This is a genomic window from Undibacterium sp. GW821-FHT07F11, from assembly GCF_059418665.1.
In genome coordinates this window covers 181,741-194,556 of record NZ_JBWKQH010000005.1, presented here as the reverse complement: position 1 = coordinate 194,556, position 12,816 = coordinate 181,741, and the positions used below count along the sequence as shown (strand labels likewise).

At 50.1% G+C, this 12,816-nt stretch carries 11 protein-coding genes; 2 read left to right on the top strand and 9 right to left on the bottom strand.

All coding sequences use genetic code 11. The features are described from left to right. Positions 1-65 precede the first annotated feature (65 nt). Positions 66-1,763 (top strand): thiamine pyrophosphate-binding protein, encoded by a 1,698-nt coding sequence (locus tag AC07OI_RS14235; protein WP_492703407.1) that lies wholly within the window; start codon positions 66-68, stop codon positions 1,761-1,763. A 131-nt stretch (positions 1,764-1,894) separates the two neighbouring features. Next, positions 1,895-3,082 (top strand): MFS transporter, encoded by a 1,188-nt coding sequence (locus tag AC07OI_RS14230; protein WP_492703406.1) that lies wholly within the window; start codon positions 1,895-1,897, stop codon positions 3,080-3,082. On the opposite strand, the gene AC07OI_RS14225 is transcribed toward AC07OI_RS14230, so the two are convergent. The 9 genes from AC07OI_RS14225 to AC07OI_RS14185 all read right to left on the bottom strand — a co-directional run bounded on the left by AC07OI_RS14225 (position 3,079) and on the right by AC07OI_RS14185 (position 12,744). After that, entirely contained in the window at positions 3,079-4,209 is a 1,131-nt protein-coding gene (locus tag AC07OI_RS14225) for an acetyltransferase domain-containing protein (protein WP_495257700.1), read from the bottom strand. The genes AC07OI_RS14230 and AC07OI_RS14225 overlap by 4 nt on opposite strands. A gap of 157 nt (positions 4,210-4,366) precedes the next feature. Continuing rightward, positions 4,367-4,534, bottom strand: a complete 168-nt coding sequence (locus AC07OI_RS14220; protein ID WP_495257699.1) for a hypothetical protein — start codon at positions 4,532-4,534, stop codon at positions 4,367-4,369. A gap of 3 nt (positions 4,535-4,537) precedes the next feature. Beyond that, a complete protein-coding gene (locus AC07OI_RS14215) occupies positions 4,538-5,746 on the bottom strand; it encodes an RtcB family protein (protein WP_495257698.1) in 1,209 nt (402 codons plus the stop codon). 539 nt (positions 5,747-6,285) lie between these two features. Continuing rightward, complete coding sequence (locus AC07OI_RS14210) at positions 6,286-6,897, bottom strand: hypothetical protein (protein WP_495257697.1); 612 nt, start codon at positions 6,895-6,897, stop codon at positions 6,286-6,288. Between the two features lie 51 nt (positions 6,898-6,948). Further along, positions 6,949-7,401 (bottom strand): DIP1984 family protein, encoded by a 453-nt coding sequence (locus AC07OI_RS14205; RefSeq protein WP_495257696.1) that lies wholly within the window; start codon positions 7,399-7,401, stop codon positions 6,949-6,951. A 13-nt stretch (positions 7,402-7,414) separates the two neighbouring features. Next, positions 7,415-8,446 carry an RNA 3'-terminal phosphate cyclase gene (gene rtcA / locus AC07OI_RS14200; RefSeq protein ID WP_495257695.1) on the bottom strand — a complete coding sequence of 344 codons (1,032 nt, stop codon included), beginning with the start codon at positions 8,444-8,446 and terminating at the stop codon, positions 7,415-7,417. A gap of 65 nt (positions 8,447-8,511) precedes the next feature. Then, on the bottom strand, positions 8,512-9,747 hold the full coding sequence (locus AC07OI_RS14195; RefSeq protein WP_495257694.1) for an RtcB family protein: 1,236 nt from the start codon (positions 9,745-9,747) through the stop codon (positions 8,512-8,514). 380 nt (positions 9,748-10,127) lie between these two features. Continuing rightward, entirely contained in the window at positions 10,128-10,469 is a 342-nt protein-coding gene (locus AC07OI_RS14190; protein ID WP_495257693.1) for a zinc-ribbon domain containing protein, read from the bottom strand. 709 nt (positions 10,470-11,178) lie between these two features. Then, complete coding sequence (locus AC07OI_RS14185; protein WP_495257692.1) at positions 11,179-12,744, bottom strand: vWA domain-containing protein; 1,566 nt, start codon at positions 12,742-12,744, stop codon at positions 11,179-11,181. Between the last annotated feature and the right edge of the window lie 72 nt (positions 12,745-12,816).

Here is a 12,816-nt window from a genome sequence, read left to right as displayed (position 1 = left end):
AATACGATGCAAATTAAGCAGGCTTTCTGGTAGCGTACTGCTTTTACTTTTTTTCATTGTCTATCATGCTGAAATCACGTTCTGGCGGCCAGTTGATTGTGGATGCCCTGCAAGTCCACGGTGTCGATACCATCTTCGGTGTACCTGGCGAGAGTTATTTGCCGGTGCTGGATGCCCTGCATGACAGCCCCATACGTTTCATCATCAACCGCCAGGAAGGCGGCGCAGCCTTCATGGCAGACGCCTATGGCAAGATGACCGGTAAACCAGGTATCTGCTTTGTCACGCGTGGGCCGGGGGCCACCAATGCCTCTATCGGCGTGCATACGGCTTATCAGGATTCGACACCCATGATTTTGTTCATAGGCCAGGTTGGCAATGATTTTGTAGAACGAGAAGCTTTTCAAGAGATAGATTACCGTCGCATGTTTGGCCAGATGGCGAAATGGGTAGCCCAGATAGACCGCGCCGACCGCGTGCCAGAGTACATCGCCCGCGCCTTCCAGGTAGCGACCAGTGGCCGCCCCGGCCCTGTCGTACTGGCATTGCCAGAAGACATGCTGGCCCAGGTGGCAGAAGTTGCCGACACCCGTCATTACACGCCGGTGCAGGCATCTGCCTCGCCGCAGCAATTGGCGCAACTGCGCAATATGCTGACTGTATCGCAACGCCCTGTGCTGTTGCTGGGTGGCAGCGGCTGGGACAAGGCGGCATGTCAGCACATCAGCGAATTCGCCACCAGCAATCACCTGCCTGTGGCTTGTGCCTTCCGCTTCCAGGACTTGATGGACAATGCCCATCCCAACTACATAGGCGATGTAGGCATAGGCATCAATCCCAAGCTGGCGCAAAGACTGAAAGATGCAGACCTGATCATTGCCATAGGCCCGCGCCTCGGTGAAATGACCACCAGCGGTTACAGCGTGCTGGAAGCGCCAGTGCCAAAACAAAAGCTGGTACACATCCACAGCGATGCGCTGGAACTGGGCCGTGTCTACCAGGCTGATCTGATGATCAATAGCGGCATGAAGGAAATTGCAGAAGCACTGGCCGAAATGGAAGGCCTGGATGCCGCCACCAAATGGAAGACAACAGTCAGCGAAGCACGCGCTGATTTATTGGCCTGGCAAACCGAGCCTGCGATTTTTTCCAAGGAAAACGCCCCGTTAAATCTGTGGCAAGTGGTGCAGGACATCAAACGTCTGGCCCCAAAAGACACCATCATCACCAATGGCGCAGGCAATTATGCGACTTGGGCGCATCGTTACTTCCCTTACGGCGGCATGCGCACGCAACTGGCCCCCACCTCTGGTGCCATGGGCTATAGCGTACCCTCTGGCGTTGCCGCCAAGATCATAGACCCGCAACGCACCGTCATCACCTTTGCCGGCGATGGTGAATACCTGATGAATGGCCAGGAACTGGCAACTGCCGTGCAATACAAGGCAGGCGTGGTCATCATCGTCTTCAATAACGGCATGTATGGCACCATACGCATGCACCAGGAAAAAGAATTCCCGGCACGTGTCTCCGGCACAGAATTGCACAACCCGGATTTTGCCGCGCTGGCCCGCGCCTTTGGCGGCAGTGGTGAAGTCGTCAATACCACAGCAGAATTTGCCCCCGCCCTCGAACGTGCACTGGAGCATAGCCGCAAACACAATCTTCCAGCTCTCATAGAACTGCGTTATGACGGCAACCTGATCACGCCAGGGGCAACGCTGGAAACCATGCGCAAGATTGCGCAAGATGCAGGTAAATAAGGCCTGACCTTTCTTGGACCGGCTTCGGGACTTTCCCGGAGCTGGTTTGCGCTGCAACAAGCAAGACAGCATTCCCACAATCCACAAATTAAGGCACACTCCCATCATTACCTCCACGGGAAGATGCCCACATGAGCAAACCTTCACTGCCTAAAAGTATCTGGGTACTCGGTTTTGTCAGCATGCTCATGGATATTTCTTCAGAAATGATACATAGCCTGCTGCCCATGTTCATGGTCGGCACGCTGGGCATCAGCGTGTTTGCCGTTGGCCTGATAGATGGCATCGCTGAATCAACCACCCTCATCGTCAAAGTGTTTTCAGGTGCGCTGAGTGACCGCCTGGGCAAACGCAAGGCACTGGCTGTGTTTGGCTATGGCATGAGTGCCTTCACCAAACCCCTGTTTGCCATCGCCCAGGGCATGGGCATGCTGCTGACAGCCCGCATGATGGACAGAATAGGCAAAGGCATACGTGGCGCACCACGCGATGCCTTGATCACGGACATTACCCCAGCCGAAATACGCGGCGCAGCTTTCGGTTTGCGACAATCGCTGGATACCATAGGCGCCGTGGTGGGCCCCTTGCTGGCAACCGCCTTGATGCTACTGTGGATGAATGATTACCGGCGGATATTCTGGCTGGCGGCCATCCCTGGTCTTGCCGCGATGGTCTTGCTTTTCGTCGGCGTAGACGAGCCAGATAACAAGTTAGCAGACAAGCCTGGCAACCCCATCAGCATGCACAATCTGCGCCGCATGGGCGTAGCTTATTGGTGGGTGGTGGCACTGGGCAGCATATTTACCCTGGCCCGCTTCAGCGAAGCGTTTTTGATACTGCGCGCCCAGCAAATGCAAATACCCATCGCTTATGTCCCCCTCATCATGGTCGCCATGAACCTGGTATATGCAGCGACAGCCTACCCGTTTGGCAAACTGTCTGACCGGATATCGCACTCCCAATTGCTGGCTTGGGGCTTGCTTGTGCTGGTGGCCTCAGATGTGGTTCTCGGCTATAGCCAGCAATGGTATGGACTGGCTGCGGGGATTGCCCTATGGGGAGTACACATGGGCATGACCCAGGGTTTATTGTCCAGCATGGTCGCTGCCAGTGCTCCGGCTGATTTGCGAGGTACCGCTTTTGGTTTTTTCAATCTGGCCAGTGGTGTCAGCCTGTTGCTGGCCAGTGTTGTCGCGGGGTTGCTGTGGCAGGAATTTGGATCCGCTTTTACCTTTTACGCAGGTGCCATTTTTGCCTGTATCAGCCTGCTGGGACTCATGCTGTATACAGCTACTCAAAAACAAAAAATACAGTCTTAGGCAGTGCCTGGTGTAGCAACTGCTTGCGACCTGCGCGCCAACCATAATTTGGTCAACCCCCACATCAGGGCCAAGGCAAACAACCACGCCAGGTAACAAACCAGCAGCGATGCTTCATACTCTGGTGTCGCTTCAGGCTTGCGGAAATCAACGATCTGGCCGTAACGCAGCTGCATGTAAATCCAACCCAGCGCATGGATCAGTGCAATATGCACCAGATAAAAGAACATCGGCGTCTTGCCAAACAGCATCAATAGCGGTAAGGGTTTTTTCACATACCTGTCCATCAAAGCCAGGGTACCCAAGCCTATGCTGAGCGTGATGCACAGGTAAAGCAAGGAAGGTGGATATTTATGCACCTTCACAAAAGACATGAAATCCACAAACCAGCCCTTGCCTTGTGCTGACCAGAAGTCAGGGTCACCATAATAATTGCCACTGCGCAACACCAAGAAGCTCGCAAACAAAACTATCGCTGCTGAAAACAAGAAACGCTGGCGTTTGACAGGTTCCCACAACATCACCGGCCCCAGTGCATAGCCTGCAGCCATCAAGCCTATCCATGGCATAAGCGGGTAGGCAAACACTATACCCAGTTTGTCAGTCAGGGGATAAAAGCCACCCTGGTGCCAGGCCATGAACAAGACATGGCTGCCTTTGGCATGCATGCCATCGAGCAGGTTATGTGGCAGTATCAGAGCAGTCGCAACCAGGGCAATCGCCCAACGTGGCAGCCAGATCAGCAGGCTCAGCGCCATCATCGCCACGCCTATCGCCCAGATCACCTGCAGAATAAAGACATTGAAACCGAATTGCCAACTGAAGCTGACCCAGGTACATTCCAGCAAAACCAGCAAGGCACCCCGGCTCAGCAGATAGCGTGTCATATCTTTTTTATCACGCTGTTGCGCCCGCAAGAAAGCCGACATACCCGCCAGGGTCACAAAGATGGGTGCGCATAAATGCGTAATCCAGCGCGTCCAGAACCAGCCTGGCGAACCTTGCTGCAAATCCAATGGATCGAATGGGGTGACCGCAAAAAAGTCGCGGGTATGATCCAGTGCCATCAGCACGATGACCAGACCACGCAAGAGGTCTATGGCTTGTAACCGGTTTTGCCGCATCATGGTGTATCCCCCGTCTGCGACCAGGCGCAGTTTTATATTTTTAATGCAGCAATTCTATCCAGCACTCACGGCACGTAGCAAAGTATTTCAAGCCATGCAAATAAAAAAGCGCCCATTTGTTGCCAAATGAGCGCCCGGCTTAAGACCAGTTGCTTACTTACTCTTCATCCTTCAATCGCCCGCTTTTGAGTTGCTGCAAACGCTGCTTCTCTTGCCTGCGTTCAGTACGCTTGGGATTGAGTGCGCCATGGACACCGGCATTCCGTTGCTTTGCCACTACTGCCAGTGGATTTCGCGGTTTGGGTAATTTGACAGTGATCTTCATCTCTTATCCTTTCACGCAAACAACCTGACGCAAGGTATGCACAATCTCAACCAGATCACGCTGATGCGCCATGACTGCATCGATATCCTTATAGGCAGCCGGAATTTCATCCACTACTCCCTTATCCTTGCGACATTCTATACCCTGAGTCTGTGCTGCCAGGTCATCAGCATCAAACGTCTCTCTGGCCTCACCCCGGCTCATCCTGCGCCCCGCCCCATGCGAGCAGGAACAGAATGATTCAGGATTACCCTTGCCCCTGACGATATAACTACGCGCCCCCATGCTGCCAGGGATAATTCCCATCTCACCCATGCGGGCAGAAATCGCCCCCTTGCGGGTAATGAACAGGTTTTCATTATTATGCGTTTCTTGCGACACATAATTGTGATGGCAATTGATGGCTTCACCATCAAGCTTGAAACTGGTCACTTCTTTCTCAAGCACAGCGAGTGCCCTGCGCATCATTTCACTGCGGTTGGCCAGCGCATAATCCTGCGCCCACTGCACCGCTTCGACATAGTCATCAAACAATTCCGAGCCTTCAGTAAAATAAGACAAGTCCTTGTCCGGCAAATGTATCTGATGTCGCCACATTTCTTTTCTGGCAGCCCAGATAAAATGCTTGCCGATGACACTGCCCACACCGCGCGAACCAGAATGCAACATGATCCAGACGCGCTGCTCTTCATCGATACACACTTCAATGAAATGATTACCACCACCCAGGGTACCTAACTGGCAAATCCAGGTCTGGTAAAACTTTGGCAGCATGCGCATGATGCTTTTGTGCTTGGCAACGATCTTGTCCAGCCTGTCATTCAAGGGCTTGCCCACCCTGACCAGCGCAGACCCGCGCATCCTGTTCCAGGCATGCTGGCGAAAACCGACTGGTATCTCGGCTTCCAGAGCACTGCGCAGTTTCGCCAGATTGTCAGGCAACTGGCTGGCTGTCAGCGTGGTGCGCACGGCATTCATGCCACAACCGATATCGACACCCACAGCACCCGGGATGATGGCGGCACGGGTAGGTATTACGCTGCCTACCGTAGCCCCCACACCCGCATGTACATCAGGCATGGCGGCAACGTGGGGATGGACGATGTTTAGATTAGCGATATTGAGCAACTGCTGTATGGCAGTGTGATCAACATCATCGGTAAATATATGCACAGGTACTTTGGCCTTGTGCAAACTTTGAGCTATAGGCATACAATTTTCCTTCTTGTCATGCCGGTGTTTTTTCAGACAGTTACTCCTGCCGCTTCAGCAAATCGTGTTGCTTGCGTGGAACATATCTGGCTGCTTTTCTTTGCCAATAAGGCTGCATATTTTTTCTGGCGAACACCATCCCTGCCTGCATGGCGCAAGGCAATGCAAGTTCTGGCGTTCCAACAAAAAATCAGCTGCTGAAAAGTAAAAACCCCGACGAGTTTCCTCACCGGGGTTTTTGAAAAAAACGACCGGCTCGGGTTGGCGATTTGCCTTAACCCCGAGCGTCGTGCACGGGGCTAAAAGTATTGATTGTTCTTACTAGCCGTATTCCGTGGCATGGCCGTTCCTTTCTTGAATTGGGTGTTGATGAAAAAATCGGATTGCTGCGAATTTTTTATATTGCTGCATATCGAAGAGACTCGATTCTGCACGAGATTAAATTACTGTGTCAATAGAATTCAAAAAAAATATTGACACTCAGTTCAGCAAAAGCTTGGCTATCAGGGATTAGAGATAAGTATCAGACGTGCATCGCATCAAGAAAATTCTCTGATCAATGGTGGATTCACGGCTAGAACATTAACGCAATTGTATTCAGTGCAAATAAACCATTCCCTGAAATCGCCTACCGCTTCTGTAATTGCCAACATCCCTGGAAATTGCCTTTCTTGTTCTAGCCAACCACCAGACTTGATTTCAAACAGGCAGTATCCAGGCTCAAATACTTTACTTTGCCAATAAGGAATAAGATCGCCTTCGTCAAGAACTCGAAAACCTCTTGCCTCCTCAAAATGAATTTCTATCAAGGTACGCTTCTTACTAGTCTCATCAGTAGCAGCAACAACAATACGAAGACCAGTAGCGCCGAGCGATAACTCACTAACGCCAGTGAACACTTTTCCTGAATACGATTTAGATTTTGGTTCGACAGTTATTTTCATGTTGAGAGAAATATACGTATAAGTATTTTTGACGCTCGATTCAAGGCATCGTAAATATAAAAATAAAATGGAACATAGCCAGCGTGTGGTGGTTAAGTTTGCAGTATGCAATTTCAACAGTGCGATGTGATAGGCTGAGTTGTCATTTGTTGGCGCTGCCCATCGCGCTCGGTTAGCGATCCCAGTATATTTTCCACCCCCTGTCATCGGGCCGGGGTTCCACGCTCACCCTATGTTCCGAAAACTTTACAAGCTCAGCTACAACACTACCTGCCAGTTACTTTCCTGAATCTTCGCATTCAATTCGCGCAATTTCTTGGCCAGGTCTTCTGACTGCTTCTGCAATTTTTTCACATCAAATACGGACACCCATTTTATTTCACGTGCGCTATAGCGATCTGGTTCTTTATGCGTCGATCCTATGGCCGCCTGCAACAAGGCATGGCGTTGTATCAAGCTATCGCGTTCGGCAATGGCAGCTGTCAGACTACGGCCATCTGGCAGTTTGTTCGCCATGTTCGCGGCATTAATCGCCAACACCATCTTTTCCAGTTCCGTGGTCACGGCATAGGCTTCCAGCAATAAGGCTTCAGGATCTTCCTGTGGCGTATTGCCTTCCTGTACCAAACCATTGCGCACGATGCGTTCACGCATGGATGCCAGTTTTTTCTGTAAATCGCCTCGTAATAGCAAGGCTTCTGCAAGTTTCATCTCGCTCTCCTTTTTAATTGTGCTTCATCGTGTATATGAAGCGTTTATCCTGTGGCCTGAATTCTGTACTGACTGGCAAAAACCTGGCTATCACATCCGCATTGGTTTTGGCATGTTGCGATACAACACTGCAAGTAAAGCTGCCACCACCCGCCAGTGCAAATGGCAACATGACCTGGTCTGCCAAGTGCTCGCCCAAGGCCGCACCAGATGCGACATACTCACGCAATTCCTGCACTGTGCGCTTGGCGACGTTTTCTGCCTTGACGGCTTTTTCGCCAAAACCGCAAAACACTTCGGTGACCTGTTCGTGTTCCAGCGTAATCAGCAGCACATTGCCAGGCCCCTGGTCATTGCTGAGGCCGCGCACCAGCAATTGATCTGTAGTCCAGCCCATGCCCGCACCTACACATTCAAGCTCGCGTTTGGCAACATCGACAGGTACGCCGGCAACAAAGCTTTCAGCATAGCCTTTGAGTCTTTCGCCGCGCTCCAGCAGGTCGATTTTCTTCAACTGCTTGCATGGCTGTACCTGGGCGATGATTTCACCACCACCAGCAGGGACGAAACCATAGCGCTTTAATTCAAAGCTGATATCTGCACCCATTTGCTGCAATACCCGGCCATAGGCCTTTTGCAAAAACTGCGCAGGTGGTGCCATGTCATTATGTGTACCACCTGTGATCTTGATACTCGAAGGTTTATCGGCATACAGCAATGCTGGTATCAAAGTCTGCAACACCAGGGTACAACTACCAGCACTGCCTATGGCGAACTGATAAGTACCGCCATAGATGCCCGATGGAATGAATTCCAGCGTGGTCGAACCCAGTTCTGCACCAGTCACCTGTGCACCGCTGACTGCCGCAGCCGATTGCACCGCAACCAAGTGCTGGCGCAACAAGCCCGGCTTGGCACGGCCAGCACGGATATTGATGATGCGAAACGGCTGACCGGTAATCATGGACAGGCTCAAAGACGTACGCAAAATCTGCCCGCCACCCTCGCCCAAAGAGCCATCCAGCTCTATCATTTTCTTATTCATTATTTTTATTTTCAATTCAAATCAAGTTCAAGACCTCTGATTACAGAGGTCTTGAACTCGCAAAATCAACCCTTAACGCACACTACCTGCTTCAATACGTGCACCACATCTACCAGGGCGCTTTGGGCCAACATCACAGCGTCGATGTCTTTATATGCCATAGGGATTTCATCAATCACGTTGGCATCTTTACGGCATTCCACACCTTCTGTTGCGGCGATCTGATCAGCAACAGTGTACAGCTTCTTGGCTGCGGTACGGCTCATGGTACGGCCTGCACCGTGGCTGCAGCTATGGAAGCTTTCTTCATTCCCTTTACCACGCACGATGAAGCTTTTTGCGCCCATGGAACCTGGGATAATACCCAACTCACCAGCACGCGCAGATACTGCACCTTTACGGGTTACCAATACATCCTTACCGAAGTGATGCTCTTTCTGTACATAGTTATGATGGCAGTTCACCGCTTCTACATGGGTTTCAAACGGTTTGCTGATCACGGTACGCACGGCAGCAATCAAATTCTGCATCATTACTTCACGGTTCATACGCGCAAATTTCTGCGCCCAACCTACTGCTTGAATGTAGTCCTTGTAATGCTCAGTACCTTCTGGCAAATAAGCCAGATCCTGATCAGGCAAGTTAATGAAATGGGTACGCATATCCTGCTTGGCCAGTTCAATGAAATGGCTACCAATCGCATTACCTACTCCACGAGAACCTGAGTGCAACATGAACCATACGGCATTGGCTTCATCCAGGCATACTTCAACGAAGTGGTTACCACTACCCAAAGTCCCCAGGTGACGATAGTTATTGGTGTTTCTCAAACGTGGTGTTTTCAAGCAGATTTCATCGAAACCGTCTTTCAATTCTGCCCAAGCATTATCCACAGCGCTTGGTGGCGATTCCCAAGACCCCTTATCACGGCCTTTGAAGCTACGGGTCTTAGGTGACATACCATGCGGTATGGCTTTTTCTATCGCGGTACGCAAAGGGCCCAGGTTATCTGGCAAATCATGGGCAAACAAGGTGGTCTTGGCAGCCATCATCCCGCAACCGATATCCACACCAACAGCAGCCGGTATCACCGCACCCAGGGTAGGTATCACGCTACCGATGGTAGAACCTTTACCCAGATGCACGTCCGGCATCACGGCAATATGTTTGTAGATGAAAGGCAAACGGGACGTATTCGCCAATTGCTGTTTGGCCTCTTCTTCAACGGGAACACCTTTGGTCCACATTTTGATAGGACGACCATCTTTGTACTGCACTACATCATAATCTTCGTGTTTCATATTTTCTCTTTTTTCTTTTTCAAATTAGGGTGGCGACAATATTGGGTGAAATGTATGTGGTTACCCACAGGTGCTCTACCAACTGAGCTACACGAAACCGAGATTTCGTGACGGGCTTCGAACCCGCGACCGCCTCATTAAAAGTGATGTAATTTCACCAGCATTCGCCTAAATTCTTACTTACTGCCTCACCACACAAACTCTTTCATTTCCAAACTTTCATTTTTTAAATACTGCGGCGACAAGGAGATGTGAAATCGACGGCCGGGAAACTCTTGTCAGAGTCAGTACCCAGGCTACACCAGACCAAGAATACATCTTCATGTATCTGTTCACCACCTTAGGACCGTTGCATGTTCATTGGCATTCGCCTGGAAAATTTATTGTTTGTGCTTTGTTGCCAGGCCACTTAAATGGATGTCTCTGGCTTGTTTCTTTCTGTGTTGCTCTGTCTTGCGACAAGGACGGCATCGTATAGCGACGCTATTGATGTTTCCCTGCATAATCTCGTACCACCACTTTTGCTGCTTCGCTGTCCAAATCTGTGCTGACTCACAATCCCTGCAGTTAAAGGCATAGTCCACATAAAACAAAGGCAACAGGCCACAAGTATTGTTGTGTCTTAATGTCTCGCGATTCGCTGGAATCGCACCAACTGGAACTGGCAAAGCATAAACATCGAAACTTTCTTTCACGGGTATGCGGGCACGCCGCTTTTCCATGATTTCTGATCTTCTTTGTTTTCCACTTATCATCACGTCTCTACTTTTATAATAAAACCCCGACAAGTGTTACCAGGACTTTCTGATCTGTCCTTGCGGTGCAGACCAGACTGGAGTCGAACCAATTTAACCGATGTAATCCTGATGGCATTCGGGTACAACCTGATTGAACAAGGCAAGACAAGAGTTTGAAGTGAAGTCTCATTTTCGCAAAATGTAATCACGCCAGCATTCTTAACTCATTCAAAACCTTTACAAATCTATTTCCCTGACTACCCCATGACAAGAATTGCTGTGAACATTGCAAATGTAGTCACATGAACATTCATAGAGTATTCAAGAAAACTGCAACAATGATATTTATTGAATACGGCATGACAAAAATAGAAGGTGATATTACGTTTCAAATGTAATCACGTCAGCGTTCAAGCCATATTCAAAACCTGTATTGCGACATCTGATTGCGGTATTGAGAAATACTGTACGACAAGGATTGCCTGCGATTTTTTGGGATGTAATCGCCCGCGCATTCGTACTGCATTTCAAACTCAAGACCACACTCACATGGTTTTTGAAGCACGACATGACAAGGTTTAAAGGTGATTTTACAGTTTTCATATGTAATCACATTTACATTCATGCTGCGTTCAAAAACTTTTGCTACCTGGACTGGCGAGACACATACTGCATTTGCCCCGCCAGCGGTTCTCTAAATATCAATTGCCTTTACTTCACCTACCCAATGCTCTGCACTTAGCTGACCAGCAGCAAAGGCAGCGATGATCTTAAATACGGCGTCAGAAAACCCACCTACATTCAAAATGTCGTCTCTTTCTGCTGCCTGTGTCGTGCCATAAGGCGCAATGTCTATACACACCAGTTTGGCTTGTGGATTGCGTTGCTTGAACACATTCCATTCCGCCATGGTTGCAGTGGTACGACTACGACCTGCATCCATCCACGATTCATTGTCAGAGACAAAAATCACCAGGTCAGCCTGCGCCTCCTCTTTGTTCAATTTCACCAGTGGTGCACTGCAATTGGTTCCGCCACCACCTATCGCTGCCAGCTTTTGCGCATTGGTCATCACGCTGTCACGTTGGTTCAAATCACATTTCACGACCTGGTTTTCAAACGGCAAGACCAGGGTCGATGGATTCTTGCGCAACATGGCAGCTGCTACCAGGGCAGCGATGTCTATGCAACGTACTGCTGTCGTTGCAGAGCCACGGTAACCTGTGACTGCTGACGACATGGAACCGGACACGTCAGCACAGACCACGACCTTACCAAATATTTCTGGCACATTACTCAAGGCGATTTCCATCGCATCCTGCAAGGCATTCTTGATAGGCAATGGCACTTCTTCATTCGTTGCCTTGTAAGCTGCCATCAACTGGTAAGGAAATACCTTGGCCTTGGCAATCGCTTCTGCATTACTCAATTTAGCTGCGATCAACTCCACCATGCCTGGCAAGGCATACACGCCGTGACGGCCAAAGGTGTTCAAGTTCATACGCAACATCTGCCAGCCAGCCTGACGGGCGATTTGCGCCCAGTCTTCTGTCGTCAAATCCATCGCTGTCAACATCTGGAAAGGCACGTCCGGCAAAGCCAGGCTGCGGTCTTTCTTGTATGCTTCAAACGCTGACACTATAGGTGGCAAAGCTTCTGCCTTGTATGGCTTGCCTATCAACCAGGCGAAGAAGGCTTCACGCCATGCCTCGACTGGTTTTGGATGCACCATCTTCACAACATCCGCCAGTGATGGTGTAGTACCCACCGCTGCTGACAGCAGTTCTTTTTCGCTGGCAGTATTCAGCCATGCCTGTACCAATTTTTTAGGACGAGAGCCCAAAGACTTACGACCTATCGCACCTGAACGGACAATCTGCACAAAGTTACGCAGCATCTTGCCATTGTTCATCACACGCTTGAAAGTACGCGGCAACTCCACTGCATTGCGCATGGTCAGCGCTGCCACCAGCAAGGCTGGCATGTCTTTCATATAGCCACGTTCACGGCAGTAAATCGCCGTTTGCGCCACGAACAGAGGGGACACCTCTTTAGTCAAATCCAGCACTGTTGCCAGTTGTGCTTCTGCACTGGCGTAGTAAGTCGCGTTCAGGCAACCGGTAGCTGCATATTGCGCCAGCTTGTGTTCGGCAGTGAATTTGTAGGCTGCTACGCCAGAAAAATTTGTTGTATCTGTGACTGGCAAAAATTTGTTTGTCAGTGAGTTTTTCAAACTTTGGAACAATTGTGTGTTAACCATTTCATTTCCTTTTTTCTTTTTATTAAACTCTTTCAGACTTCTCTGATCTGGTGGACACGACGGGATTCGAAC